The sequence below is a fragment of the Arcobacter sp. 15-2 genome (genome assembly GCF_047159865.1).
Classification (GTDB): domain Bacteria; phylum Campylobacterota; class Campylobacteria; order Campylobacterales; family Arcobacteraceae; genus JAIOSF01.
Genome location: NZ_AP038804.1, coordinates 897747 through 922829 on the forward strand (window position 1 = coordinate 897747; position 25083 = coordinate 922829).

A 25083-nucleotide genomic window follows, 5' to 3' on the forward strand; every position below is an offset into this window, starting at 1 on the left:
AACCCCTTTTTAGTTACTAACTACAGTTACACTACTCAATGGTATCTCAACAGGATCAGCATAGGTATAAGCTGAAGTTGCATATACATAACGATCAGTTATTTCGGCATCTTTAATTACATCATTATCTTTATCTAAGATTTTTAATGTTCCATCTTCATTATAAGTAAATCTTCCATCACTATCTAATGCAAGTGTATATTCAGTAGCAACACCATCTTCATAGATGACACCATTTGCATCGTAACGAGAAATTTTGTCAGTGTCAGTATTTTTAAGTCCATCAACTATTCCAGTCATCTGGGCAACTTTCATATACAATTCACCATTTTTATTTTCAATAGTATTTACTTTGTATACTTTGTTATCTCCACTATCATCTGTTTCACCGTTTTGAACTGTTTTACCAACAAGATTAGCAGCAGTAGATAAAGCAGAATTTGCGTAAGAAGCCTGCAGCGTTGTCATTGCAGCTGACATATCTTGATTTGATTGAATCGTAGACATTTTCAACTGACTATCCATCAAAGCAGCACTATCTTGAGGTTTAGTTGGATCTTGTTGTTTTAATTCTTCTAGCATTAATTTCAAAAAATCATTATTTGTTAAACTATCATTTGCAATTGCAGTTGTGACAGCATTTCCATATTCATCAGTTCCTGTACTTACTTGTGCATTAGCTGCTCTATCAGCTTTTACCTTATCCCAATATGCTTTGTCTGTTGCCGCTGTTTCCTGTGCATTTGTTGCATTTATTGCCATAATATTCTCCTAAACTGTTTTTTCATCGAAAAAGAAATTTACTACTTTTTCTGGACTCATTGAATCTTGAACTCTTATTGCTAGTTTTTCTTCAATCACTATAATATCGCCAATGCCAACAACTCTTTCATTTACAAATATATCACCACCACCACCAGCTACTTTATTGAGTGCTAAGATATCACCTTCGGTAAAATCTAAAAAATCTTTTACTGTAATATCCGCATGTCCTAATATAACATCGACCTTCGCTTCTGTATCTACTAACGCATTGTAATCTTGTGTTGTAATTTCCATATCTATTCTTTATAATCTTATTTTCTAAATTATATCATAAAAAAGTTTATTTTGTATACTATTTAAATATATTTACTTATACATAGTGTAATAATGATTCATTCTAGTGTTGAATTTAGATAAGTGCGTCTAATGATCCTAACATAGTTTCAAGTTTCGCCTCAATATTCCCATCAAAGTTCCCTAAATCACTTGCTATAACTACTCCACCTGCTGTAACATTTGGATCTTCTTGCAAGTTAACAAAACTATCAAAAGTAAGTTGCTCTTTGATTGCTATATAATCTTTAGGGTTTAAATGAATAGTTACTTTCGATGATGTATTAATTTTATCCATCATCCCTCGAATAGTTTCTTTTGCTATCTCTACTGAATTTTCACCAAGTTCAATTCCAATGATTTTTTTTGCAATATTAAAAGATGTTTTTACGAGTTTTGTTTCCATTTGAAATGTTGCTTGTTCAAAAAAAGTTGAATAATGTTTCAAATCTTTTAAGGCTTCAACTAATTGTCTATCTAAGTCTCGTCCTTTTATTCCATCATTTTCTATAGATTCAACTCTTTGTCCAATTTGCAATAGCACTTGCTGTAAACTTTTCATCTCTTGTAATACAGGATCTACATTTCCATTGATTGATTTATCATTTAAAACAGCTACATTTTTCATCTCATTTGTTTGATGAGCATCATTTGAGATAAACTGTCCTAATTCATAAGGGGTACTTTCATTCGTAGACTTTATAACTTGTGATGTTGTATTTACATTATTTCCTGACATAATTATTCCTCATCAATTCGTTCGATTTCACCGCTTTCTAATAGTTGCATAGCGACATCTAATATTTTTCGTTGAGCATCTTCAATATCTTTTATCTTCGTTCTTCCTAGCATTTCAAACTCTTCTTTAAATCTATCTCTTGCTCTTTGAGACATCGATCCCATAATAATTGCCATATCTTCTTCAGTTGCATTTTTTAAAGCGATTGTCAAATCTTCTGTTTCAATATTTCCTAGAACTTTCATAATATCATTTGTATCAAGTGCAAGAAGATCTTCAAATACAAACATATTTTCTTTTATTTTTGCTGCTAATTGAGGATCTAAACCTTGAATATTTTCTAAAATTTCTGTTGATTTTGAACCCATTTTATTGAGCATATCAGCTACTGTTTTAACACCACCTACAGTTACAATAGAAGCTAATAATGATTCTAATTTTTTCTCCAAAACTTTTGACATAGATTGTACAATACTTGGTGAAACATCTTTTATAGTTGCCATCTGCATAGATATTTTAACTTTTAAAGTATCATCTAGTTTTGATAAAACCATTGACGCATCTTCTGCATCCATGTGCGCCAATACAACAGCAATAGTTTGAGGAGACTCATCTTTAATAAAATCTGCAAGTTGTTTAGGGTCAATATTATCAAGATATGAAAAAGCTTGTTTTGCTTCTTGTAGCCTTGCTAGTTTTGCCAACACTTTATCTGCTTCAGCTTTTCCTAATGATTTATATAAAATATCTTTTGCATAATCAAACCCACCAGAACTAATATATGAACTAGACTGTATATATAAATGGAACTCTTCTAAAATCCCCAAAGATGTTTCTTTGTCTATTGATCTAATTTGAGTAATTGCTATAGATAAATCTTCTACAACCTCATTTGGCAAACTTTGAAAGATTTTTACAGTTGCTTCTTCTCCTATAAGGACACAAAAATGTGCAACTCTTTCAATCATAGGCATACCTTCAATAGTATTTTTTGTTGTTTCTTTTATCATCTTATTTACCTTTTCCTATGATTGTAATTTACTGCCACCCTCGTTCAATAACATCAATATCATTTGTGCTATATCTTCAGGATGGTCACTTACACTTTTCTCAATTTGCTCAATAAGAACTTCATATTTTGCAGATTCTTCAGCACTTAAGCCATCTAGGTTACTCAAAATTTGACTTTTAACTTTTGCTTTTAATTTACTTTGTTCTGTTCGGGCATCAAATTCATCAAATAAATTTTCATACTCATCACTTCCTTCTCCTGCCGAAGTCCCTGATCCACTTGCTAAAGATATTTCATTGTTTGCTATAAACTTTTTATAAAAAACAAACAATAGAATCATTGCGATAAGATACTGGATATATTCGCCATATTCTTTAACCATAGCTTGAGTACTAAATAAGCCTAAACTATCTTCTTCACTTACAATATCTTCAGGCTTAGTTCCAAATGGTTGTAAACCAATAAATTTAAAAGATTTTACAGTAACACTATCTCCTCTATTTTCTCGATAACCAATAGCAACTTGAACAATTGAGTTTAAACTAGTAATAAATTCTTCTTTATTTTCTACTTTTTCTAATACAGCAGAGTCATAAGTAACAGCTGCTGTAATTTTTGAGATACCAGCATAAGCATTGTTTCTTTGACTGATTATTTTTTTTGAAATTTCATAATTAGTGACATTTTTTGCTTCTTCTTTAGAAGTTTTTTTTGTTTTTAAACTATTGTCATTTTCTGGATCTTCAATATTACTTTCAGCTCCTGGCACTCCACCTGTTTGAGGTTCTTTTGCATCTGATTGTGCTGCAATTTCTGTTGTTTGTTGACTTCTAATTGTTCCTTCTGGTTCATATATCTCTTGATTTATTTCTTGTTTTGTAAAATCTAATTCAATAGATACCTTTGCAACAACTCTTTGATCACCTAAAAATGGTAATAGTAAATCTTTTATTTTATTTTCATAGTCACTTTCAAGTTTAGTTTTATATTTTTCATGTTCTATATATTTTAAACTCTCCATACTTTCTGGATTATTTTCTAGAAGTGAGCCGTTTTGATTAATAAGTTTTATATTTTCTGGTTTCAATTTTGGAATTGCTGAGGCTATAAAATTTTTAATTCCTTCAATTTGTCTTTGAGATAAAGCTGTTCCTTCTCTTAAATTTAGAACAGCCGATGCTGTAGGATCTGTTTTTCTTTGTGTAAATACCGATTCTTTGGGAATTGCAATTTTTACAGAAGCAGATAAGATACCACTAATTGATTCTAAAGATCTACCTAGTTCACCCTCAAGTGCTCTTAAATATTTTACTTTATTCTCAAAATTTGTTGTACCAAGTGAACTTTTATCAAAAATTTCCCATCCAGTATGTTTTGTAGTTGAAGCATCACTTGTAACTAATTTAATTTTAGCAATATTTATACTATTTTTATTTGTTTTCAAAGTTAAATTATTTCCGGAACCTACAATAGAATAAGGGATAGAAGAAGCATCAAGTTCACTACTTGCAAGCATAACTTGTGTTTTTGTTAAATTTGTAGCAATAGTATAATTGAGTTCTTCATCTTTTGCTTTTATATTAGAGTAAATTAATAATCCAATTAAAAATAGAAATAATACTGAAAAACCACCTATAATTACTGCTCTTTGAGCTGAATTAAGATTATTGATAAACTTAAAAATTTGTTCCATATATACTATTTCCTATTTAATTTTTACTTGAAGCATCAATCATAGTTTTAAACCATGCAGAGTCTTTTTTAATTGAACTTTGAATTGCTGAAAACATCACATTGTTTTTTGACATCTCACTCATTTGTGCATCAAGGTTAACATTATTTCCATCATTTTGCTCAACAAGACCTTTTACTTCATAAACTTCAAAATCGCTCTTGTTGTCAGAAAAAGACAATGCCATATGTTGGCTATGTGTTTGTGCAAGTTGTAGATTACTTTCTTCTTTTGTTTTCTGTAATGTATCTTTAAATTTAAGATTTTTTGTTTTATATTCAGGTGTATCTATATTTGCAATATTTGAAGATATAACTTTTTGTCTTTCTCCTCGGAAATTTAATTGTTGAAATAAAAGTTCTGTAACACTACTTGCATGCATTGGCTTTACCTACTATCTTCCATTACCAATAGATTCTATTACTTTTGCATTAATTGTATCTATTCCAGTAATTGCTTTTTGCGACTGTTCAAATTTTCTTTGTGCCTCTATAAGACCTACCATTGTTTTAATTGTATTTACATTACTTTTTTCTAATGTACTTTGCAATAAAAATGTTTCATTGTCTGCTACTTGAACAATATTATTCTCATCAATTGCTTTATAATTATTATTTCCAATATTTTCAAGATTTTTAAACTCAGTAGAAACAAGTGCTATATTTTGCTTAAATTGTGGGTCATTGATATCAATTGCTCCATTATTGGCATTTAAGACTTTATAACCATTTTGAGTTATTAGTTCCCCATCAATAACTTTAAAAGAACCATCTCTAGTATATTCTATATCACCTTGATTGTTTTGCACTTTAAAAAACATATTTTTATCTTTTATGGCAAAATCAAGATTATTACCAGTTTCAATAAGCGCACCAATTGATTCATCTTTAAATTTTGAATCTATTTTTGGAATAGTATCCATAACAAAGCTTTCTTTATCTATAACTTCATCTTTTTCAATTTGAGTTTTTAGATATCTATTAAAAGAGCCTTCTGCTAAGTTATCTTCTTTAAATCCTACAGTATTTGCATTTGCAAGATTATTTGAAATTACATCAACTCTATTAAGTTGATTTACCATACTTGCTGTTAATTGATGTATACCTTGTGTCATACTTTTCCTTTTAGTCTAAAGAGAATTCTGAAATCAACGATTCTATATCGTCGCTATCAACAATATCATTTGAATCACCCGAAATATGTTTTGCTATTTGTACATCTGCTTTTCCAGATTCATCTTCAAATATTCCATTTAAATAACTACTAAGTTTTTTAATCACTGCCATAACTCGTTCTATTTTTTGTCGATTTATATCATGATATTGCATCAATTCCATTGCTTCAAAAACTTTATTATTTTCAGCATCCACTTTAGATGAAAGATCTTTTGATGTTTCAAGAAGTGTTTTAGCACTTGTTAAATTTTCATTAAAAATATTTACATTGGGAAATTTTGATGATAAAGATTCCAATAATTGAGCTTGCTGCTCAATAAAATCAGCCATACTTTTATTATATTTTGAAATTTCTGAATTTTCATCCAATATAAAACTCAATACATCAAATATTTGGGATGCTTTCTCTTCACTATCATCAGCAACTTCATTTAACTGATTTACTACTTTATTTTCATCACTTACTGGCAATGGATATTGACTACTATTAATCTTAGCTTCCATATCATCAGCAGAATTAACAATTCTATCATCATTTTGAGTTGTTGAATCGTCAACAATACCGTCAATCCCAGCTAAAATATCATCTACATCTTGATCTGAATTATTCCCATCATCAACAACCCCATCAATACCAGCTAGCATCTGTTCTATATCTACTTCAGAAGTGTCATCATTTTCTGTTTCTTCAAGAGGAGTATTTTCTATTGCTTCTTTGTTATCTGAAGGTACATCTTCAGTAACAGATTCTTGTGTTGAAGAATCTTCTTCTGCTGATGGTTGATCATCAGCAGATTCTTCAGCATCGTCAAATTGTATATCATCAGCACCACTCATGAGTGCTTCAATCTCTTCTTGACTCATACTCATGGACTACCCTTTAACTAGACCATCTAGTTTTTCTTTTAAAATTTCAGCACTAAAAGGTTTAACTATATAATTATTTACACCAGCTTTTAAAGCAGTGATAACTTCACCTTTTCCACCTTCTGTTGTAATCATTACAATTGGTATTTTTTTATCTTTAGCTCTTATAGTTTTAACTAACTCCAAACCATTCATATTTGGCATATTCCAATCTGTTAATACTACATCGTAATTATTATTATCTTGAAATAGTTTCCAAGCAACTACACCATCTTCTGCCTCATCAAAATCTTCTTTTGGTACTCCTAGTTGCTGAACAACATTCCCAATAATTCTTCTCATTGTTGAACTATCATCTACTATTAAAATTCTCATAAATATCCTTTTGCAATATAAAATACTAAATACATTATACTTAAATTATTTTAAAATTTATCTTAATTTGGTTTTATATATTTTTAATATAAACTGATGTAGAATATTAGTAATTTATACTAGATAAGGATAATTTATGATTAGAGGATTATATACAGCAGCTGCAGGTATGACAGCTCAACAAAAAAACATTGATGTTATCTCAAATAATATTGCCAATGTTAATACAAATGGATTTAAGCAAGACCGAGCTGAATTTCAAGATTTGATGTATCAATCATTAAATTATACAGCAGGAGCTACTTCCGCAAACACTTCTAACCCAACTGGTATTGATACAGGACTTGGTGTACGAGTATCTGGTATTCAAAAAAATTTTTTACAAGGAAACTTGAAAGAAACTGGAAACACCTATGATGTAGCTATTCAAGGAAATGGATTTTTTCAAATTACTACTCCAGCTGGAGAAATTGCATACACTAGAAATGGTGCTTTCAAATTAGATAGTGAGGGAACTATTGTTGATGGGCAAGGTTTTGCACTCGAACCAGAGATTGTTGTTCCTGATGATTTAGTAAAAATTTCAATTGCACAAGATGGAACCATTTCAGGTGAAAATGCAACAACAGGTGAAATCTCAGAACTAGGACAAATTACATTAGTAAACTTTATCAATCCATCAGGTTTAGCACCACAAGGTGATAGCCTATATCTAGCAACAGAAGTATCAGGTGATCCAATTGAGTCAACTCCTGGACTTGATGGTATTGGAACAATTAGACAAGGTATGATTGAAGGTTCAAATGTACAACTTGTAACAGAAATGGTTGATTTAATTACTGCACAAAGAGGATATGAAGCTAATTCAAAATCTATCAACACAACAGACTCAATGTTACAAACTGTTAATGCACTGAAAAGATAATAACAAACATTAGCTAATTAAAATGGATTTAACTGAACTAAAAAAACGACGAGAAGCAAAAATTTTAGAACATAAACAAAAAAAAAGAGCTTATTATCTTAAATCGAAAATGCAAAAAAAGCAAAATGATATCAAAAAAATAAGTTCGATTGATTATGAAGTTGAACTTTTTGGAGGGAACTTTGCACAAAAACTAAAAGAGATAGCAAAAAAACAAAAACTCCATATTCAGTCAAGAGAAGAGATAATTAGTAAAAAGATTCAAGAATATAGAGACAAAAAGCAACAATACTATGCACAAAATAAAAAGACTCGACTTGAATATGATAAAGAATATAGAGATAAGAAAAAAGAAAAACTCAAAGAATACAGAAAAGAATATTATAGAAAAAATAAAGAAAAAATATTAGCACAACAAAAACAAAACAGACTTAATAAGAAATTGGAAAATTAAATATGGCATCAGACTTATCAAAACTTATACAAGATAGTTTAACAATAACCTTAGCTGGTCTTCTTGCAAAAGATGCCAAAATTCTGAAAGTTACAAAAGCACATCCTTTTGATATTGAAGATACACAACTCTTACAAGTAGAATCAACTTTTGACTTTTCAAATTTCTCTTCTAAATTTTCATATTTAGTCCCAGCAAAAAGCGCATCACTTATTTTTAATACAATGATGGGTTCACCAATCACTGATCTTTCAGAAGAGATAGACGATGATGCAGAAGATGCAATTAATGAATTTGTTTCCAATGCATGTGGTGGATTAACAACTACTATAAATGCAGCTGAATTTCAAGATGTAGGGCAAACAAAGTTTAATATATCACATAAAGAGATTTTGAATGGAAATGATATCAAAAACCTCGAAACAACTTTTCGATTTGAAATTGATTTGGAGGATCATGAACTAATACTCTATATAAATTTTGATGAAGCAATACTAGATCATATAACAGAAATAGCATCTTCTGAAATCACAGTACATCAAGAACGAAAAATACAAGAAGAAGAGCCAGAAAAAGTTGAGGAAATCTCAACACAAGATAACAATGACATAAATGAAGAAAAGACTCCAGAAGAAGAGGAGGAAACACCAAAAGATATTGACCCTAAAACTAAAAAACTAAAACTTTTAGTGATGATTATTGGAGGAGTATTATCATTTATTATTCTTAGTTTTTTTATACTTTTATTTATGGGTGTTTTTGATGATGAAACTCCTAAAAAAGAGCCAATAGATATAAACACAACAAAAAAAGCAACAAAAAAAGTTGAAGTTATTCAATATCCAACATTAAAAAAAGTCGACTTTAAAACTTCAGATATCAATAAAGAAAGAATCAATAAAAAACTTGAACAACTCACTAAATATCAAGTACTTAATAAAGAAGAACTCGAAGCACAAAAACTAGCAGAAAAAAATCGATTATTTGAACTAGAAAGAGAAAAAGAACTTTTAGAATTTTCAAAGAAAAATCATGAAGAACCTGTTTTTATCAAAGAAAAAGAACTTACGAAAATAGAAGTAGATAAAAAAACACAATTCAAAGAAGAAACATTTTCAAAAGAGACACCAAAAGAGATACTTAAAGATAAAAAAACAATAATAGTAGAAACAACCAATACAGACAGTTCTAAAATATTTTATGCTGTAACAAATAGCCTAAAATACAGCTTATTTAAAACTTTAGTACAAGAAACAAAAACAGCACAAGCAAGAATCTCAATTTGTAACGATACTTCAGGTGAAACAACCATATATATAGGACCTTTTGAATCAAAAGAACTTCGAACTAAAATGATTGAATTGACTGAGTCTAATAATATTGCTATTACAGCAGAAGATATTACAGAAAAAGATTTTAATCTTCGATGTAATCTAGAATAGAAGTAATAACTTTTTTTCTTGTTTTCTTTAAATCAGTAGTATTTATAACAAATCCTGCTGCATTTTTATGTCCACCACCATTAAATTTAGCTGAAATTACTGATACATCTATATCATTTTTACTTCGTAAAGAAACTCTCACACTATTATCAATTATCCGAAAATACGCTACAACTTCAACAATTCCAAGAGACAAAACCATATCAACAACATCATCACACTCATAAAGCACAACTCCTGTTTCTTTTATCCATTTCTCTTCTACATAAACTGTTGCAATTCTCCCTTCCAAATAAAGTTCTAAGCTTTGCATTATTTTTGGTATCATCCTAAATTTTGCCAAAGACTCTCTTTTTTGTAACTTCTCAGAGATATATGAAACATCTATTTTTGACTCTAAAAGTGATGATACTACCTGAAATGTTTTTTTATTCGTCCTAGGTGTACTAAAAGCAAGACTATCGTCATATATACCCGTATATAAACATTCTGCATTGTTCTTTGAAATTTTTAGACCATTTTGTTCATAGAAGTTATACAATAACTCAGCTGTACTGCTCTTTGTTGTGTCCACTATATTTATATCAGCAAAGTTATTATTCGACTGATGATGGTCAATACAAATAGATCTCTTCGTTTTATCTAAAGAGATTCCCACTCTATGTTCGTTTGCACAATCAAGATATATAATCAAATCATAATATTTAGGAAGAGAAAAAGAAATTTTATCATATCTACAAAGAAAATCTAATTTTCTAGGAAGTTCTTTTGAAATATTAAATACCTTATGCTTAAGTCTATTCTCAAATAAAAAGTTACTCAAAGATAAAGCAGATGATAGAGTATCTGGATCTGGGTTTTTATGAGTAACTAGTAAAATATAATGGGCATTTTGTATCTCTTTATACATCTCTTTATATAAAATGTTATTTTGCATTCATATATCCTAACTCAATAAGTTTATCATAAATTTTTCCTGCCATTGGACCAGCAGCACTTCCACCATGACCACCATGTTCAACCAATATGGTTACTACATATTGTGGATTTCCATAAGGTGCATAAGTATTAAGCCAAGCTTGTGAACGCTGAAAATATTCTAACTCATGCTCTTTCATCCTCTTTTTTTCTGATTGAGGAATACCTACAACTTGTGCTGTTCCTGTCTTAGCAGCAACAATAGTTTTTGACTTTATATAATTAACTGCTGTTCCTTTTACTCTATTAGCAACATCATACATCCCTTTTTGGATAATTCGTAAATCTCTTTTAGGAATTTTAGTATCTATACTTTGTATTAATGAATCATCCTTTAAAAAATGAGGTGTTTGAAGTTTGTTTGTTGCCATTGCTCCTGTGTATCGTGCTATTTGCATAGGTGTAACACTTATAAATCCTTGACCAATTGAAGCAACAACAGTTTCCCCAACATACCAAGGGAGATTTCTTTGAGTCTGTTTCCATTTCTTATTTGGATTTATTCCAGCAGATTCATTTGGTAAATCAACTCCTGTTTTTTTCCCAATACCAAAACGATCTAAAGTGTTATGAATATTATTTATTCCTACTTTTAAACTTCCTTTATAAAAAAAATCATCACAACTCTCTCTTAACGCTTTTACAAAAGAGGTATGTCCATGTCCCTTATTATTCCAACACCTAAATTTTCTATCCCCTAGTAACATCTCTCCATTACAATACACACTATAATTTGGAGAAATATTATTTTCTAAAAAAGATAAAGCAACACCCATTTTCATTACTGATCCAGGAGGATATGTACCATTAATCAACTTATTTGTAAAAGGATGATTGAAGTTTTCTTGAATCTTTTTCCACTCTTTATGGCTAATTCCATTTACGAAAAGATTATTATCAAACTCAGGAAAACTTCCAGCTGCTAAAAGTTCACCATTTTTAACATTCATCACCACAACGGCACCTGCTTTATCACCAAATAACTCGTGAACATATTTTTGCAGTTCTATATCAATTGTAAGAGATATATCTTTTTTTTCTGGTTTTACTTCATTGAGAACTTTGATTTTTTGATACATTGAGTTAACTTTAATCTCTTGATACCCCAATTTACCTCGCAACTCTTTATCATAGTATTTTTCTATTCCAGTTCTTCCTGAAGTGTCATAATATTTACTTTGTTTATCATTATCGATATCTTTTTTTGATGTTTTACCCATATAACCTAAAAGATGTGCCCCTACATCGTTATACAAATATTCTCTGATAGTTGAAGATTTTATCTCTACATTTTCATTTGAATTAAAAATTGTATAATATTTAAAAAATTCATCATAAGATATATACTCTACAATTTGTACTAAACCATGTCGATAAGGAGAATCTAATTGTTTATATTTTTTAAGTAGTTTTTCATAGTTAAATTTTGGAAAATATTTTACGATTAAAGCGGCAACCTCTTCTACATCTTTAAACTTTGCATTACCTCGTAAATGTGGTTTTAAATTGATACTAAAGCCCACTTTATTAACAGCTAAATACTTTCCATTTCTATCTAATATGGAACCTCTTGAGGCTACTTTGTAGATTTTTTTAATATAGTTTTTTTGAGATAATTTTTCAAAATGTTCATTAGAACTAACACTCAAATAGTACACTCTTCCTAAAAGCAGCAAAACAATAAACAAAATAAAACCAAGAAGTATTTTTAACCTCATAATATAAATCCTACAATTAAAATATCAATAATAAAATTAATCAAAAATACAACAACTAACTCTATACTAAATGAACTTTGCATCTGAACAGTAAAATAGAAAAGTAGGTAAAAAAATAACATATAGAGAATACTCAGTATACCTTCTGATGAAAATAGATGTTTTATTCTTGGAATAATCAAAAAATAAATAAGCATTGCAATCCCTGTTAACATAAACGGTTTTAACCCTTGCGTATTCTCAATTATCAAAAAGATTACAATAGAGAGCATTAAAATATAGTTATACCCTTTTCTTAATGAAACTGCAAAAATTTTAAATACTACTCCTGCTAAAAAAAATGCAATGAAATAAGTACTAAAAATAATAGTACAAAGGGCAATTGAAAATAATATAAAAACATAGGGAAAAGCATACTCTTTATTCATATTACACCTCTATATCTTCCAAAATATTATCTAAAAAAAGTTCTTTTGAAAACTCAATAAAACTTGAAGAGGTTCCTTCTAAAAACAAAACTATTGTATCTTGAAATTCTTTATTTTTTATATGAATATTATATTTATCTAAAAGATATTCAATTTGAGAAAATTGTGAATAAGTCACTGTAAGTTTTTTTGTTTCTTGCTTTACAAACTCTTTAGAAGTTGCATTTTGAATCGATAAATTTACAGCCTCACTATAAGCCCGAACTAATCCTCCAGTACCTAAGCGAACTCCTCCAAAATAACGCACAATAATTACAGCAGTGTTGATAAAGCAAGCACCTGACAATACACTCAACGAGGGTCTACCACTTGTACCTTTAGGCTCTCCATCATCACTACTATTTTCCACAACTTGTTCAAATTCATTCAAATACCTATAGGCATATACAAAATGTCTTGCTTTTGGATGTTCTTTTTTAAGTCGTTCCATCACTTCATCAAATTTATTATAAGGACATAAATGTGTTATGAACTTTGATTTCTTTATCTCTAAAGTGGTATTAAATTCTAAATCTACAAATTTCATTTTAATACTACTTACTAACTAAACTATTATAAATATCTTTAACATTGTCCCCAGTGAGTTTCGATAAAACCTTTGCTTTTTGTTTTGGAGGTAACTGTAAATCTAGAATATCTTGCTCAGTAATAATTCCTCTATTCCCAGACTCGACATTTTTAATTATTACTACCCATTCACCTTTTATTGTAGTTGTTTTTAATTCATTCAAAACAACATTAACTTTATTTTTATACCGTGTTTGAAATTTTTTGGTAAGCTCTTTTGTTAAAAATATTTCTCTATTTGGATCAAGCTCATCTATCTCTTCAATAAGTTTCATCAATCGATGTGGTGATTCATAAAGAATAGCTAAGTTTTCACTATTCATCACTTTATCCAACATATCCGATCGATTACTCCCTTTGTGAGGTAAAAAACCAAAAAAAGTAAATGTAGTATTCGAAAATCCACTACTTGCATAAGCAGTTAAAATAGCATTCGCACCAGGTAACACATCATACTCAATATTATTTTCTAAACAAAAATCAACAAGATAACTTCCAGGATCACTTACACAAGGCATCCCTGCATCACTCATATAGATACATTTTTTTCTTTCTAATAACACTTGGTTTTCTTTGGTTAAAAAAGCTTTTTCATTATGTGAGTGTAAACTGATATATTCATATTGGGGGAGTTGTATCTCAAGTCTTTGAGATATAAGATTGATAAGTTTTTTTGTAACTCTTGTGTCTTCACACAAAATGAGTTCACCATCTTTTAAAACTTCAATAGTTCTAAAAGATATGTCTCCTAAGTTTCCAATAGGAGTGGGAACAAATGCAAGCATTATTTCATTGCGTATCTAGCTTTGAATTTCTCAACTCTACCAGCAGCATCAACAATTTTTTGCTCACCTGTAAAGAATGGGTGACATTCAGAACAGATATCAATTTTCATTGTTTCTACATTTGATTTTGTTTCAAAATGATTTCCACAAGCACAAGTCACAACACAAGTTTTGTAATCTGGGTGTATCTCTTTTTTCATGATATTTCCTTTTTATTTTGTATTAAAGGGTCGAGTCTAGATGTCGCCCTTTATATAAAGTTGCGAATTATACAAGATTTAAGCTAAAATTAAAATAAATCTATTGTACTTTCTTCCTCTTTACGATAAACAGCAAACTCTCCACGCCCTTTATTTTTTGCTTCTTTTAGAAAAGTATCTGCATTTTTTAGAACTTGATTGATATCATCACTATCTGCAGGAAAGGAGGATATCCCTATACAAGTTGTTTTTTTTAATATTTGATGAGTCTCTTCATTTACAACAATTTCAGTATTTGCAAAATCATCAATAATTTTTTTAGCAATCACTTGCGCTTCACTATTTGACTTTAAATTAATTAAGGCAACGACAAATTCATCACCTGTTAGTCTTGCTACAATATCAAAATTTCTTATATTTTTGTGGATAACTTTTGCAAGTTCAATGAGAACTTTATCTTCCACATCATAATCAAACTCTTCAGCTATAGCTTTAAATCTATCTATACCTATCATAAGAAAAGATATATTCTCTTCCTTTTTATTTGATAATGCAGTTATTTTATGTATATGCTCAATAAGGTAATGTCTGTTATGAACATTAGTAACACACTCAATTGAATCTGATTCAATATGGTGTTTTTTCAAAATTCCATTTTCTAAAATAGGAGATATTTGAAAAAAGGCTGCATCTATAAAATCTTTATCTTCATTTACTACGGCGTACTGTTCTTTACTTTCAACAGCAAATGAAACAACAGCATTTATATCTGTGTGAGTATTAATTATAAAATAAAATGAAAAATGCCCATCCAAATAAAAGTCTTTCCCTTTTTTTAGAAGAGTTGTGTTTTCATTATTATCCATATCAAATAACGAAAAGTTTACATTATTTACTTTGTATGTTGAGGATAACCAACGAACCAAACATTCAGCCATATCATTTATGTTCTCACTGTATTGTAGCTGATCATATAATGAATAAATATTTTTTAATTTCTCAAATTTTGATTCATCACTCATTGATAATTTAAATAATTTTATAAGTCTGTCTTTCATACTTAATTTTAGCTTTTATAAACTTAGTTTAGAGTAAATCTTATAGTTTATATTTTTATATTGAAAACTTAAATAATTTGCATGTAAAAGTAACCTTTTATTACCTGTAGTTTCAACTCGTACATCATTTTGTAGTTTTTTCAAAAGATACAGATCAGCAATATCTTCATCTATTCCATAAATAGGGTCGCCTACTATTCTATGTCCAATACTTTCTAAATGCACTCGTATTTGATGTTGTCTTCCTGTTTGAGGTACTGCTTCTACTAATGTTTGATTAGTATCGTTAAAATATTTAAGAGGTCTTATAAAAGTAAGAGAATCTTTTCCATCTTCTGCAGTTTCCATTTTTACACCAATTTTACTATTAGTTGCTTTTTTAATACCACTATTTATTGTAATAGCATCTTCGACTTTTCCCTCCACAACTGCTAAATAATTTTTATCATATTGCTTATTCTCAAACATCTCTTTTAAAATAATATCACTATATTTATGTTTAGTAATCAGTACCAAACCTGAGGTTTCTTGATCTATTCTATGTGCTAAATTAGCAGACTCACCAAAATGATATCGTATCTCATCGAGCAATGTATATTCTGTATTTCGTGAAGTTGGATGAACCATAATACCAGATGGCTTATCAAAAACTGCAAAATCTTCAGTCTCAAAAATAGGTTTTAATCCTCGTGTGTGACCCTCAAATAAAGCAACTTGTATAAACTCGCCTTTGACTTTTTGACCATTTTGTAGTACTTTATGATTTTCATCAAAAACACGCCCTTTTGCTAAAAGTTTTTGGGAATTGGAGATATTTAATTTTGCATCATCAATCAAAAACTGCTGTATCTTTTTGTTGCTCTCTTTTGGTATAAAAATTTTTTTTAGAATAAATGGCATAACAATCCCCATGAATAATTTTTTGCATTGTAACCAAAAAGTTTCTAATTGCATATTAAGTAACTTTTTTGTAAAATAAGTAACTTTTTTACACACTAAGGAGATATGTGAATGATATAACATTAGTTGTTTTATGTGCTGGCGAATCATCTCGATTTGCATTATCAGTTAAAAAACAATGGATAAGAATCGACGACGAACCACTTTGGTTAAATGTTACAAATAGATTATCATCTTATTCTAACTTTCAAAAAATAATTGTAGTTGGTCATAAAGATGAATTAAATTATATGAAAAATTTTTCTGATAATTTCACTTTTGTTGAGGGTGGAAATACTCGACAACAATCAATTGTAAATGCTCTAAAATTTACAGAATCTAAGTTTGTGATGATTACTGATGTTGCTAGATGTTGCGTTCCTAAAAATGTTGTACAGGAGTTGATTGTAAACAAAACAAAAGCTTCTATCATCGTTCCTATACTTAATGTTTCGGATACCGTTATTTACAATAACGAAACAATCAATAGAGAAAATGTAAAAATAATACAAACACCACAACTTTCAGATACACAATTGTTAAAACAAGCAACACAAAGTGATATTGAATTTACAGATGACAGTAGTGCTATAAAACATATAGGAGGAACTGTTCACTATATCTTAGGTTCTCAACAATCTGAGAAATTAACTTTTGGAGATGAGTTACAAACTCTTCCTTGTTTAAAACAGCCAAATAGCAATACTTTTGTAGGGAATGGGATAGATATCCACCAATTTGAAAATAATAAACAAATGGTTCTTGGTGGTGTAAAAATTGATTCTCAAGTTGGATTCAAAGCACATAGTGACGGTGATGTTTTAATTCATAGTGTAATTGATTCGCTTCTTGGAGCATGTGGTGCTGGGGATATAGGTGAATTCTTTCCTGATACAGATCCCCAGTATAAAGGTTCAGATTCTAAAGAGCTTTTGGCATTTATAGTAAAATTTATTAATAATGTTGGATATGACATTATTAATGTTGATTTAACTATATTGGCGCAACAACCTAAAATAAACCCTTATAAAATGCTTATTAAATCTACTATGGCAAAACTGCTTAATATTAATAATCAAAAAGTAAATATAAAAGCTACTACTGCTGAAAAGATGGGTTTTGTAGGTAGAAAAGAAGGGGTGGTAGTACTTAGTAGTGCTACATTGAAATATAATAATTGGATGAATAAATGAATATACTAATACTAGACGAAGAGGTTTACTTAGCTCAAAAAGTTGCAATGAGACTGCAAGAAGAAGGAAATAATTGCACACATGTAGCAAATATCAAAGAGATAGATTTTACTACAAACTATAATGTTGTGTTACTTTCAACGAATATTAGTAGTAGTGATGTGCATAAAATTATTGTAAATTTTAAAAATAGTATTATAATTTTATTAGTATCATATATAAACGATACAACCGTTACAAAACCTTTAAAAGATGGGGCTAGTGATTATATAGTAAAACCATTTATCATGGATGAACTTGTACGAAAAATTTATCACTATGAAGAATTTAAAAGACTCAAACAAAATAATAATAATCTTGAAAACTACATTAACTTTGCATTTAATAACATAGAAGAGGTTCAAGAAGTACCAAAAAACTTACCATTTGTTATTGAAACAAAAGACCAAAGAATTGCAGATAAAATTGTATTTGATGTAGCTAAAAGACTTAATAAAACTATTAAATTTATCTCATTGGAAAAGCATACAAAAATAAATCCTAATGATTTTAAAGATGAACTACTTTATATATATGATTTTCATTATGCAAAAAAAGCTTCAAAAGATCTTATTTTAAATACTATCTTTGACTATGATGTAATCATCTGCTCTCTTGAAGATGTAGGGAAAATCCAATATCCAAAAGTTACAATTGAGTCATCAAATAAACTTTCAGTTGTTGATTCAATTCTTACAATTAATGATTATGTAAAACTAATGGTTATTAGTTTTCAAAACAAATACCCCGATACAGAACTGAGTAGAAGACTAGGGATTAGTAGAAAATCACTTTGGGAAAAAAGAAAAAAATTTGGTATTGAAAAAAATAGGGGAAATTAAATGAGAAAATTTTTTCTAACTCTTGGATATAGCGGACTTAGTCCAAAAGCACCTGGTACAGTTGGAAGTTTTGTAGCTTTACTTATTGGATTATTATTATTACAGTACATTAGTATTACAACACTTTTCCTTTTAGCATTACTTATTTCTGTTATATCTGTAAAGCAAATAGATATTTATGAAAAAGATGTAGGAGTTCATGATGGTTCAGAAATAGTAATTGATGAATTAGCAGGCATGTGGATAGCATTAGGTATTGCCAATGCAACTGCAGACAACTATATTATTGCTGGTTTAGCTTTTGTTTACTTTAGAATTTTTGATATTTGGAAACCTTCTGTAATTGGTAAAATAGATAAAGATGTCAAAGGGGGATGGGGAGTAATGGGTGATGATATGCTCGCTGGACTTTTTGCGGGTCTTTGTACTAGTATGACATATTTTTTACTACTAAAATACTCAGTAATTCCATCATAAAAAAGTTGCTATTATAAAATAGCAACTTAATAAATTTCTAATCAAACTTCATTGAAAAATCAAGCCAAGTAGCTTGGTGAATAATACTACCACTACTAATTGCATTTATCCCTGTATCCAAGTAAGATTCAATCGTTTTTTGTGTAATATTTCCACTGGCTTCTAGTAAAATATGAGGATATTTCTCATCTCTAAAAACAGCAACCTCTCTTATTTCATCTGGATTCATATTATCACACATAATAATGTCAGCACCTGCATGCATAGCTTCTTGTACTTGCGAAAATGTTTCACACTCAATCTCTATCTTTGTTACCCAAGAGATTCTTTTTCTAGCTTTTTTCACAAACTCTTCAAGATTATCAATTGTTTTAAGATGTGTATCTTTTAACATTAAACAATCATCAAGACCCAGTCTATGATTTATAGCGCCACCTATTCTACTTGCATATTTTTCAAAATTTCTAAGCTGTGGTCTTGTTTTTCTTGTATCAAGAAGAACTACATCACTTCCCTCTAATAATTTTGCATATGAATTTGCACTTGTAGCAATCCCTGAAGCATGTTGCAATAAATTTAAAAATGTTCTTTCACTACTTAATAAAACTGATGCTTTTCCTTCAAGTTCAGCAATAACATCCCCTTTAGATACATGTTCACCATCCTTAATAAGAAATTTACAATCAAACTTTTCTGCACGAGCAAGAACTCTAGCATATTTTACACCGGCTAATACACCATCATCTTTAGCTATTACACGAGCTGTAAATCTACCTTTAGGAGCAATATCAAAAAACAGATCTCCTCTACCATTATCTTCTACGATAGCATTTTTAACAAATTTTCTTATATTTATACCCATCTTTTAAACCTCAAACATTCTATTTAGTGCTATTTTTGCATATTTCTCTGTTTCTTCAGGAATGATAATTTCATTCTCGAAAGTACCATTTTTAATTGAAAGTAAATTATTGTATAAATCTTCAAGTACAGTTTCATTCATTGTAGGACACTCTGGTTTTGTTGAGCTTAACACATATGTATTTTTTGGACGAAGTCTGTTTACCATATTGTACTCAGTACCAACAGCGACTTTTTGGTCAGGTGAAATCTCTTCTGTGATATACTTAATTAATTGTGAAGTAGATCCAGAAAAATCTGCTTTATCTACGATTGCAGGATCACATTCTGGGTGAACAGCAATTAAAATATCTGGATATTTTTCTCTATAAAAATCTATATCATCAGTTGTAAATAGTTGGTGTACTGAGCAAAAACCATTAAAACAGATAATATCTGCTTCTTTAACATCTTCAATATCGTCAATTCCAACAACCGCTGATTTTAATTTCATTTGATTTGCAAAATTTTGTCCTAAACATCTATCTGGAACAAAAAATATTTTTTTACCACTTTCTAAACCTCTAGTGATAATTTTAAAAGCATTTGAACTAGTACAAACTAATCCACCCATTTTTCCAACTTCAGCTTTCACCTCTGCAGATGAATTAATATATGTAATAGGTAAAATATCTTCATTTTTAATTCCAGCATCATTTAATGTTTTTAAATTTTCATTAAAGTATTGAACATCAATCATTTTTGCCATCGCGCAACAGGCGATTTTTGGCATCATCACTCTTTTTTCAGGTGCAAGTACTTTTAAACTTTGTCCCATAAAACCAACACCACAAAAAATGATATTTTTTTGTGGAGCAGCCATACCTCGTTTAGCAAGTTCTAAACTGTCTCCAGTTATATCTGCCATATCAAACACTTCATCTTTTTGATAAAAGTGTGCAACAATCGCTACATCAAGCTCTTTTTTTAGTTTTTGTATCTCTTTTTTAAAATCCATCTATTTATATCCTAAACATTCTCTATTTGAAAATATATCAAAATTTAGATAAAATACGCCCATTAACAAAAAGGAATTTTATGGACTTTTTCACAAATCCAAACATCATATTTTATATTTTAGCGTATTTAATTGGATCTATCCCATTTGGTTTACTTCTAGCAAAAAAATTTGCAGGGGTAAATGTACAAGAATCTGGTAGCAAAAGTATTGGGGCTACAAATGTTTTAAGAGTTGTAAAACAAACCAATCCAGCTTTAGCAAAAAAACTAGGAATTGCAACAGTACTTTTAGATGCTATAAAAGGTGCTATTGTGATTCTTATTGCTATGGCGTATGGAATGAGTATGGAAACATTATGGGCAATTGCAGTTATCTCTGTTTTAGGTCATTGTTATAGTATCTATTTAGGTTTTGAAGGTGGTAAAGGAGTTGCTACTGGTCTTGGAGTATTTTTAGTTCTTATTCCTATTCCTACAATTATAGGAGCATTAGTTTGGGGATTTTGTGCAAAGGTACTGAAAATCTCTTCTATCTCTTCTCTATTAGGACTTATAGGGGTAGTTATATCTGCTATTATTTTTGATAATGGTTTAGATATTGATTCAAATGCACCTATGTATTTTATCACTTTTATAATTTTTTATAAACACATTCCAAACATCGTTAGACTTGTAAAAGGGGAAGAGGGAAAAGTTGCCTAAGGCTACAACAACTATGAAAGTATCTATTCATAGTTTAACATTTAAAACTATCATAGGTATTTTACCTTTTGAAAGAGTTACGAAACAAAAAGTTATTTTAGATATTTTTTTTGAATATAAATTTTCTAAAAAAGAAAAAGACTTTGTTGACTATAGCCATGTTGCAAAGATGGTAAAACAAATTATGAAAGAAGAAAAATTTGAGTTAATCGAAGATGCTTTATTGTATTTAGAAAAAGCTTTAAAAGCTAAATTTACCATCTCTAATTTGTATATAACTATAACTAAACCTAATATTTTAAAGAATTGTGTTGTAAGTGTTGGCTATTAAGGCTTATTTAATTATATAATTAAGCAAGCCCTGTCTTCTAGACTAAATCTAAAAAATCGCTTTTATAAATTAAAACTTCTTTTGAATCTTTATTATAAATAAATCGTTTGTCACCTATTTTAATTTTTTCTAAAATAATTTGTTTTATTTGCGCATCTGTTTTATTATAAGCACGCATAAATATAAAAAACTCTTTGAGTTCCATAAACTGAATCGTTTCAGAAGAAGATTTTTCTTCAGTTTGAATCGACTGTTGTTGGATCGTGCTTTGTTCTTTATGATCAATTTTATAGATATTTCGCATCTCATTAAATGCACTTTTTAAAAGATCAACTTCACTTTGAAAAACATTTAACATTTGCGTTTGCGTTTTATCTAAACGATTGATCTCACTTTTGTACTGTTTTTTCATAAACTTAATTGTTTTTTTTAAGAGATTTATCTGCTCATCTTTAGAGTTAATGATTTTCTCTTCTAAAAGTTTATAGTCATTTTGATGTGTTGTTGAAGAGTGAGTTTTAGATGGTGGTGTTTTATTGATAGAGTTATCTATATATACAAATATTTTACCATCTTTTTTGATAGATTCAAGTTGCCCTTTTTTTATACGGTAATGTATCCCTTGGAGAGACAATCCCAAAAGTTGTGCGGCCTCATTACTTGAAACTAATTTTTTCAAAACTGATATTCCTACTTATTGTCTTCGCTATCAACTGTAATAACTGTGTGAACATTTCCCCGAGGATTATAATCTGCAATAATTTTCATTTTTTTAGGTTGAAGATTTTTGTACAATGTATCATATATTTCATTTGCACTATTTTCATGTGAAATATGTCTATACATAAAAGAATTAATGTATAATTTTATTGCCTTTAACTCAATAACTTTTTCGTTAGGAACATATTGTAATTTTATTGTTGCAAAATCTGGGTATCCACTTCGTGGACATAAACACATAAATTCAGGTAACTCAATATCGATTGTGTAGTTTTTCTCATTTTTATTTGGCCAATAATGTTCACTAGCTTCAATATCAAATTCTCTAATCTCTTTTTCACCATATTTCATATAATATACCCTTTAATACTTACTTTTAAGTTCATTATACAAAAAAATATGTTAAATTCTTCTATATATAAAAGAAGAAGGTTCTCAATGGATTTATTAACCATAATTGTTGCAATATTATTTGTATCTTTAATACTCAACTTGCTTTTAAAAAGAATAAATGTTTCCCCAATTGTAGGCTATATTTTTACAGGAATGATTTTTGCTTTATTTTTAGATATCATAAAAATAGACCAAAACAATATGGCACATATAGCAGAATTTGGTATTGTTTTTTTAATGTTTACAATTGGTTTAGAGTTTTCTATGACCCATTTAAAACAGATGAAAAAAGAGGTTTTTGTTTATGGTTTTTTACAAGTTACTCTAAGCAGTCTTATTTTTACATATATAGCACATATAGGTTTTAACCTTGATATGAAAACTTCAATTATTATTGGGTCTGCATTAGCATTATCTTCAACAGCAATTGTACTAAAAACACTGAATGAAAATGGAGATATTCATAGATCTTATGGAAGAAATAGTGTAGGTATTCTAATCTTTCAAGATTTAGCAGTTATTCCAATTTTACTTATGATCACTATTCTTGCTGATACAACAGTATCTTTAGAAACAATTATCTGGAATACTTTATATTCAGCCGTTATTGTTGGTATCATCTTATTTGTTTTAGGAAAATATATACTTGAACTTTTTTTGGCTTATGTTATAGATACGAAAATAGGTGAACTATTTATTATGTCTATTATACTTATAGTTTTATCTTCTGCTTTACTTGCTTATACCTTTGGATTTTCATATTCATTGGGAGCTTTTATAGCGGGTATGCTTATTGCTGAAACAAAGTATAAGTACCAAATAGAAGCCGACTTGATCCCTTTTAGAGATATTTTACTAGGAGTCTTTTTTATCTCGGTGGGTATGCAAGTAAATTTTACCACTGTAACAGAAAACTTCCTTACAATTGTTGCTCTTACAACAGTGATATTGATCATAAAAGTTGCCATTATTTTTGGAATTTTAAAATTTTTCACTGATGCAAAAAAATCTTTGGAAACAGCTCTTGCATTAGCACAAGTTGGTGAATTTTCATTTGCTGTGTTTGCCCTTGCAAGTGCTCGTAATCTTTTAGAAAATGACCTCAATCAAATTATGCTTTCAGTGATCATTTTATCACTCCTTTTTACCTCACTGGTAATTCGGCATGTAAGAGGATTTGTGAAGTTTTTTGATAAAAAATCTTTAGAGATTGAAGATGAACCTATTATGAAAAATGCAGGGATAAAAGACCATATTATTGTGTGTGGATATTCAATACTTGGAAAAAAAATTGTAAAAAAACTCAAAGATTGTGGTATAAATTATGTTGCAATTGAACACGATAGAAAACATGTTAAAGAGGGAAAAGAGAAAGGTGACACTGTTATTTTTGGAAATGCAGCTTCTAAAACTATGCTAAATTCTTTATTTATAAAAGATGCTATTGCTGTTATAATTGCAATGGAAAATGATGATAACATCAGATTGATAAGTCAAACAATAAAAAATATTGATCCAAATATATCAATTACCGTTAAAATATCTCATGAATCACAAATAGAAGAATTTGAAGATTTGCAAATAGACTCATTTGTGCATGAGCATGATTTAGTAGCTAGAAGACTTATAGAGAAAGCTACTAGATGTATAATAAAAGAAAAGGTTTTAAAATAGATGGCAAACAGTTATAAATATGAATTAGAAAATGAATTAGAGATAGAAGAACCTAAAAAATACAAGGTATTATTACTCAATGATGATTTTTCTACTATGGATTTCGTTATCGAAATTCTTACACGAGTTTTTCGAAAATCATTAGAAGAATCTGAAGCAATTATGCTCAATGTTCACAACAATGGAAAAGCAGTTTGTGGCGTATATACAAAAGAGATTGCTTTAACAAAAGTATCTCAAGTAAAAACAATGGCAAGAAAGGCGAACTTTCCACTTAAAGCAATCGCCGAAGAGGAATAA

Annotated in this window: 31 protein-coding genes; 10 read left to right on the top strand and 21 right to left on the bottom strand. The window is 29.3% G+C overall.

Annotation, left to right across the window (positions count from 1 at the left end; all coding sequences use genetic code 11):
* Nucleotides 1-9: 9 nt before the first annotated feature.
* The 9 genes from ACMCMH_RS04780 to ACMCMH_RS04820 form a co-directional block, all read right to left on the bottom strand.
* Nucleotides 10-762 (bottom strand): flagellar hook assembly protein FlgD, encoded by a 753-nt coding sequence (locus ACMCMH_RS04780; protein ID WP_412727629.1) that lies wholly within the window; start codon nt 760-762, stop codon nt 10-12.
* 9 nt (nt 763-771) lie between these two features.
* On the bottom strand, nt 772-1059 hold the full coding sequence (locus tag ACMCMH_RS04785; RefSeq protein WP_412727631.1) for a FliM/FliN family flagellar motor switch protein: 288 nt from the start codon (nt 1057-1059) through the stop codon (nt 772-774).
* Between the two features lie 115 nt (nt 1060-1174).
* Nucleotides 1175-1837 carry a FliH/SctL family protein gene (locus tag ACMCMH_RS04790; protein WP_412727633.1) on the bottom strand — a complete coding sequence of 221 codons (663 nt, stop codon included), beginning with the start codon at nt 1835-1837 and terminating at the stop codon, nt 1175-1177.
* Nucleotides 1838-1839: 2 nt separating this feature from the next.
* Nucleotides 1840-2847, bottom strand: a complete 1008-nt coding sequence (gene fliG, locus ACMCMH_RS04795) for a flagellar motor switch protein FliG (protein WP_412727635.1) — start codon at nt 2845-2847, stop codon at nt 1840-1842.
* Between the two features lie 15 nt (nt 2848-2862).
* A complete protein-coding gene (fliF, locus tag ACMCMH_RS04800) occupies nt 2863-4542 on the bottom strand; it encodes a flagellar basal-body MS-ring/collar protein FliF (RefSeq protein WP_412727637.1) in 1680 nt (559 codons plus the stop codon).
* Between the two features lie 16 nt (nt 4543-4558).
* Entirely contained in the window at nt 4559-4963 is a 405-nt protein-coding gene (gene flgB / locus ACMCMH_RS04805) for a flagellar basal body rod protein FlgB (RefSeq protein WP_412727639.1), read from the bottom strand.
* Nucleotides 4964-4975: 12 nt separating this feature from the next.
* Nucleotides 4976-5695: a flagellar hook-basal body protein gene (locus ACMCMH_RS04810; protein WP_412727641.1), complete on the bottom strand. Its 720-nt coding sequence runs from the start codon at nt 5693-5695 to the stop codon at nt 4976-4978.
* A gap of 10 nt (nt 5696-5705) precedes the next feature.
* Nucleotides 5706-6626: a hypothetical protein gene (locus ACMCMH_RS04815; RefSeq protein WP_412727643.1), complete on the bottom strand. Its 921-nt coding sequence runs from the start codon at nt 6624-6626 to the stop codon at nt 5706-5708.
* Between the two features lie 3 nt (nt 6627-6629).
* Nucleotides 6630-6998 carry a response regulator gene (locus ACMCMH_RS04820; RefSeq protein ID WP_412727645.1) on the bottom strand — a complete coding sequence of 123 codons (369 nt, stop codon included), beginning with the start codon at nt 6996-6998 and terminating at the stop codon, nt 6630-6632.
* A gap of 136 nt (nt 6999-7134) precedes the next feature.
* Between ACMCMH_RS04820 and flgG the strand changes: the two genes are divergently transcribed.
* From flgG to ACMCMH_RS04835, 3 genes are read left to right on the top strand one after another with little or no spacing between them, the layout of a single operon-like run.
* Nucleotides 7135-7923 carry a flagellar basal-body rod protein FlgG gene (flgG, locus tag ACMCMH_RS04825; RefSeq protein ID WP_412727647.1) on the top strand — a complete coding sequence of 263 codons (789 nt, stop codon included), beginning with the start codon at nt 7135-7137 and terminating at the stop codon, nt 7921-7923.
* 22 nt (nt 7924-7945) lie between these two features.
* Nucleotides 7946-8377, top strand: coding sequence for a hypothetical protein (locus ACMCMH_RS04830; protein WP_412727649.1), 432 nt, complete (start codon nt 7946-7948; stop codon nt 8375-8377).
* A 2-nt stretch (nt 8378-8379) separates the two neighbouring features.
* A complete protein-coding gene (locus ACMCMH_RS04835; RefSeq protein ID WP_412727651.1) occupies nt 8380-9819 on the top strand; it encodes a hypothetical protein in 1440 nt (479 codons plus the stop codon).
* Here the strand turns inward: ACMCMH_RS04835 and ACMCMH_RS04840 are convergent.
* The 8 genes from ACMCMH_RS04840 to ACMCMH_RS04875 all read right to left on the bottom strand — a co-directional run bounded on the left by ACMCMH_RS04840 (nt 9794) and on the right by ACMCMH_RS04875 (nt 16567).
* Complete coding sequence (locus ACMCMH_RS04840; RefSeq protein WP_412727653.1) at nt 9794-10756, bottom strand: DHH family phosphoesterase; 963 nt, start codon at nt 10754-10756, stop codon at nt 9794-9796. The two genes, ACMCMH_RS04835 and ACMCMH_RS04840, sit on opposite strands and share 26 nt — an antisense overlap.
* Nucleotides 10746-12515 carry a penicillin-binding protein 2 gene (mrdA, locus tag ACMCMH_RS04845; RefSeq protein WP_412727655.1) on the bottom strand — a complete coding sequence of 590 codons (1770 nt, stop codon included), beginning with the start codon at nt 12513-12515 and terminating at the stop codon, nt 10746-10748. The genes ACMCMH_RS04840 and mrdA overlap by 11 nt, the downstream gene beginning before the upstream one ends.
* Entirely contained in the window at nt 12512-12943 is a 432-nt protein-coding gene (locus ACMCMH_RS04850) for a hypothetical protein (protein WP_412727657.1), read from the bottom strand. Before ACMCMH_RS04850 ends, mrdA begins: the two co-directional genes overlap by 4 nt.
* A 1-nt stretch (nt 12944) precedes the next feature.
* Nucleotides 12945-13529, bottom strand: a complete 585-nt coding sequence (locus ACMCMH_RS04855; RefSeq protein WP_412727659.1) for a YigZ family protein — start codon at nt 13527-13529, stop codon at nt 12945-12947.
* 7 nt (nt 13530-13536) lie between these two features.
* On the bottom strand, nt 13537-14355 hold the full coding sequence (gene rsmI, locus ACMCMH_RS04860) for a 16S rRNA (cytidine(1402)-2'-O)-methyltransferase (RefSeq protein WP_412727661.1): 819 nt from the start codon (nt 14353-14355) through the stop codon (nt 13537-13539).
* Entirely contained in the window at nt 14355-14555 is a 201-nt protein-coding gene (gene rpmE / locus ACMCMH_RS04865; RefSeq protein ID WP_412727663.1) for a 50S ribosomal protein L31, read from the bottom strand. The genes rsmI and rpmE overlap by 1 nt, the downstream gene beginning before the upstream one ends.
* An 89-nt stretch (nt 14556-14644) precedes the next feature.
* Nucleotides 14645-15613: a GGDEF domain-containing protein gene (locus tag ACMCMH_RS04870; RefSeq protein WP_412727665.1), complete on the bottom strand. Its 969-nt coding sequence runs from the start codon at nt 15611-15613 to the stop codon at nt 14645-14647.
* A 15-nt stretch (nt 15614-15628) separates the two neighbouring features.
* Nucleotides 15629-16567 carry an RluA family pseudouridine synthase gene (locus ACMCMH_RS04875; protein ID WP_412727667.1) on the bottom strand — a complete coding sequence of 313 codons (939 nt, stop codon included), beginning with the start codon at nt 16565-16567 and terminating at the stop codon, nt 15629-15631.
* Between the two features lie 53 nt (nt 16568-16620).
* Here ACMCMH_RS04875 and ACMCMH_RS04880 point away from each other — a divergent pair, with 53 nt between their 5' ends.
* Genes ACMCMH_RS04880 through ACMCMH_RS04890 form a run of 3 tightly spaced genes read left to right on the top strand, consistent with a single transcriptional unit; the run spans nt 16621 to nt 19103 of the window.
* Nucleotides 16621-17745 carry a bifunctional 2-C-methyl-D-erythritol 4-phosphate cytidylyltransferase/2-C-methyl-D-erythritol 2,4-cyclodiphosphate synthase gene (locus ACMCMH_RS04880; RefSeq protein WP_412727669.1) on the top strand — a complete coding sequence of 375 codons (1125 nt, stop codon included), beginning with the start codon at nt 16621-16623 and terminating at the stop codon, nt 17743-17745.
* A complete protein-coding gene (locus ACMCMH_RS04885) occupies nt 17742-18626 on the top strand; it encodes a DNA-binding response regulator (RefSeq protein ID WP_412727671.1) in 885 nt (294 codons plus the stop codon). Before ACMCMH_RS04880 ends, ACMCMH_RS04885 begins: the two co-directional genes overlap by 4 nt.
* Nucleotides 18627-19103, top strand: coding sequence for a phosphatidylglycerophosphatase A (locus ACMCMH_RS04890; protein WP_412727673.1), 477 nt, complete (start codon nt 18627-18629; stop codon nt 19101-19103). It begins immediately after the preceding gene.
* Between the two features lie 37 nt (nt 19104-19140).
* Here ACMCMH_RS04890 and nadC read toward each other — a convergent pair whose 3' ends face one another.
* Both nadC and nadA read right to left on the bottom strand, forming a co-directional pair.
* Entirely contained in the window at nt 19141-19965 is an 825-nt protein-coding gene (gene nadC, locus ACMCMH_RS04895; RefSeq protein ID WP_412727675.1) for a carboxylating nicotinate-nucleotide diphosphorylase, read from the bottom strand.
* 3 nt (nt 19966-19968) lie between these two features.
* The gene (gene nadA, locus ACMCMH_RS04900) at nt 19969-20961 is read right to left on the bottom strand and encodes a quinolinate synthase NadA (protein WP_412727677.1); all 993 of its coding nucleotides are present in this window, start codon (nt 20959-20961) and stop codon (nt 19969-19971) included.
* Between the two features lie 80 nt (nt 20962-21041).
* On the opposite strand from nadA, the gene plsY reads away from it, so the two are divergent.
* Nucleotides 21042-21665 (top strand): glycerol-3-phosphate 1-O-acyltransferase PlsY, encoded by a 624-nt coding sequence (plsY, locus tag ACMCMH_RS04905; protein WP_412727679.1) that lies wholly within the window; start codon nt 21042-21044, stop codon nt 21663-21665.
* Between the two features lie 13 nt (nt 21666-21678).
* A complete protein-coding gene (locus ACMCMH_RS04910; RefSeq protein WP_412727681.1) occupies nt 21679-21996 on the top strand; it encodes a dihydroneopterin aldolase in 318 nt (105 codons plus the stop codon).
* Between the two features lie 37 nt (nt 21997-22033).
* Here the strand turns inward: ACMCMH_RS04910 and ACMCMH_RS04915 are convergent, their stop codons facing one another.
* Together ACMCMH_RS04915 and queF are read right to left on the bottom strand one after the other, a co-directional pair.
* Nucleotides 22034-22675: a DUF3972 domain-containing protein gene (locus tag ACMCMH_RS04915; protein WP_412727683.1), complete on the bottom strand. Its 642-nt coding sequence runs from the start codon at nt 22673-22675 to the stop codon at nt 22034-22036.
* Nucleotides 22676-22686: 11 nt separating this feature from the next.
* Nucleotides 22687-23067 carry a preQ(1) synthase gene (gene queF, locus ACMCMH_RS04920; protein ID WP_412727685.1) on the bottom strand — a complete coding sequence of 127 codons (381 nt, stop codon included), beginning with the start codon at nt 23065-23067 and terminating at the stop codon, nt 22687-22689.
* 87 nt (nt 23068-23154) lie between these two features.
* Here queF and ACMCMH_RS04925 point away from each other — a divergent pair, with 87 nt between their 5' ends.
* A complete protein-coding gene (locus ACMCMH_RS04925; RefSeq protein ID WP_412727687.1) occupies nt 23155-24783 on the top strand; it encodes a cation:proton antiporter in 1629 nt (542 codons plus the stop codon).
* A complete protein-coding gene (locus tag ACMCMH_RS04930; protein ID WP_412727689.1) occupies nt 24784-25083 on the top strand; it encodes an ATP-dependent Clp protease adaptor ClpS in 300 nt (99 codons plus the stop codon).

Excerpts from the sequence above, each read along its gene's own strand:
- rpmE (WP_412727663.1), bottom strand. The coding sequence starts at position 14,555 with ATGAAAAAAGAGATACACCCAGATTACAAAACTTGTGTTGTGACTTGT.
- fliG (WP_412727635.1), bottom strand. The coding sequence starts at position 2,847 with ATGATAAAAGAAACAACAAAAAATACTATTGAAGGTATGCCTATGATT.
- plsY (WP_412727679.1), top strand. The coding sequence starts at position 21,042 with ATGGACTTTTTCACAAATCCAAACATCATATTTTATATTTTAGCGTAT.
- ACMCMH_RS04820 (WP_412727645.1), bottom strand. The coding sequence starts at position 6,998 with ATGAGAATTTTAATAGTAGATGATAGTTCAACAATGAGAAGAATTATT.
- ACMCMH_RS04870 (WP_412727665.1), bottom strand. The coding sequence starts at position 15,613 with ATGAAAGACAGACTTATAAAATTATTTAAATTATCAATGAGTGATGAA.
- ACMCMH_RS04830 (WP_412727649.1), top strand. The coding sequence starts at position 7,946 with ATGGATTTAACTGAACTAAAAAAACGACGAGAAGCAAAAATTTTAGAA.
- ACMCMH_RS04840 (WP_412727653.1), bottom strand. The coding sequence starts at position 10,756 with ATGCAAAATAACATTTTATATAAAGAGATGTATAAAGAGATACAAAAT.
- ACMCMH_RS04790 (WP_412727633.1), bottom strand. The coding sequence starts at position 1,837 with ATGTCAGGAAATAATGTAAATACAACATCACAAGTTATAAAGTCTACG.
- ACMCMH_RS04890 (WP_412727673.1), top strand. The coding sequence starts at position 18,627 with ATGAGAAAATTTTTTCTAACTCTTGGATATAGCGGACTTAGTCCAAAA.
- ACMCMH_RS04785 (WP_412727631.1), bottom strand. The coding sequence starts at position 1,059 with ATGGAAATTACAACACAAGATTACAATGCGTTAGTAGATACAGAAGCG.
- nadC (WP_412727675.1), bottom strand. The coding sequence starts at position 19,965 with ATGGGTATAAATATAAGAAAATTTGTTAAAAATGCTATCGTAGAAGAT.
- ACMCMH_RS04835 (WP_412727651.1), top strand. The coding sequence starts at position 8,380 with ATGGCATCAGACTTATCAAAACTTATACAAGATAGTTTAACAATAACC.
- rsmI (WP_412727661.1), bottom strand. The coding sequence starts at position 14,355 with ATGCTTGCATTTGTTCCCACTCCTATTGGAAACTTAGGAGACATATCT.
- ACMCMH_RS04850 (WP_412727657.1), bottom strand. The coding sequence starts at position 12,943 with ATGAATAAAGAGTATGCTTTTCCCTATGTTTTTATATTATTTTCAATT.
- ACMCMH_RS04910 (WP_412727681.1), top strand. The coding sequence starts at position 21,679 with ATGAAAGTATCTATTCATAGTTTAACATTTAAAACTATCATAGGTATT.
- ACMCMH_RS04885 (WP_412727671.1), top strand. The coding sequence starts at position 17,742 with ATGAATATACTAATACTAGACGAAGAGGTTTACTTAGCTCAAAAAGTT.
- queF (WP_412727685.1), bottom strand. The coding sequence starts at position 23,067 with ATGAAATATGGTGAAAAAGAGATTAGAGAATTTGATATTGAAGCTAGT.
- nadA (WP_412727677.1), bottom strand. The coding sequence starts at position 20,961 with ATGGATTTTAAAAAAGAGATACAAAAACTAAAAAAAGAGCTTGATGTA.
- ACMCMH_RS04780 (WP_412727629.1), bottom strand. The coding sequence starts at position 762 with ATGGCAATAAATGCAACAAATGCACAGGAAACAGCGGCAACAGACAAA.
- ACMCMH_RS04815 (WP_412727643.1), bottom strand. The coding sequence starts at position 6,626 with ATGAGTATGAGTCAAGAAGAGATTGAAGCACTCATGAGTGGTGCTGAT.
- mrdA (WP_412727655.1), bottom strand. The coding sequence starts at position 12,515 with ATGAGGTTAAAAATACTTCTTGGTTTTATTTTGTTTATTGTTTTGCTG.
- ACMCMH_RS04855 (WP_412727659.1), bottom strand. The coding sequence starts at position 13,529 with ATGAAATTTGTAGATTTAGAATTTAATACCACTTTAGAGATAAAGAAA.
- ACMCMH_RS04810 (WP_412727641.1), bottom strand. The coding sequence starts at position 5,695 with ATGACACAAGGTATACATCAATTAACAGCAAGTATGGTAAATCAACTT.
- fliF (WP_412727637.1), bottom strand. The coding sequence starts at position 4,542 with ATGGAACAAATTTTTAAGTTTATCAATAATCTTAATTCAGCTCAAAGA.
- flgG (WP_412727647.1), top strand. The coding sequence starts at position 7,135 with ATGATTAGAGGATTATATACAGCAGCTGCAGGTATGACAGCTCAACAA.
- ACMCMH_RS04930 (WP_412727689.1), top strand. The coding sequence starts at position 24,784 with ATGGCAAACAGTTATAAATATGAATTAGAAAATGAATTAGAGATAGAA.
- ACMCMH_RS04875 (WP_412727667.1), bottom strand. The coding sequence starts at position 16,567 with ATGCAATTAGAAACTTTTTGGTTACAATGCAAAAAATTATTCATGGGG.
- ACMCMH_RS04925 (WP_412727687.1), top strand. The coding sequence starts at position 23,155 with ATGGATTTATTAACCATAATTGTTGCAATATTATTTGTATCTTTAATA.
- flgB (WP_412727639.1), bottom strand. The coding sequence starts at position 4,963 with ATGCATGCAAGTAGTGTTACAGAACTTTTATTTCAACAATTAAATTTC.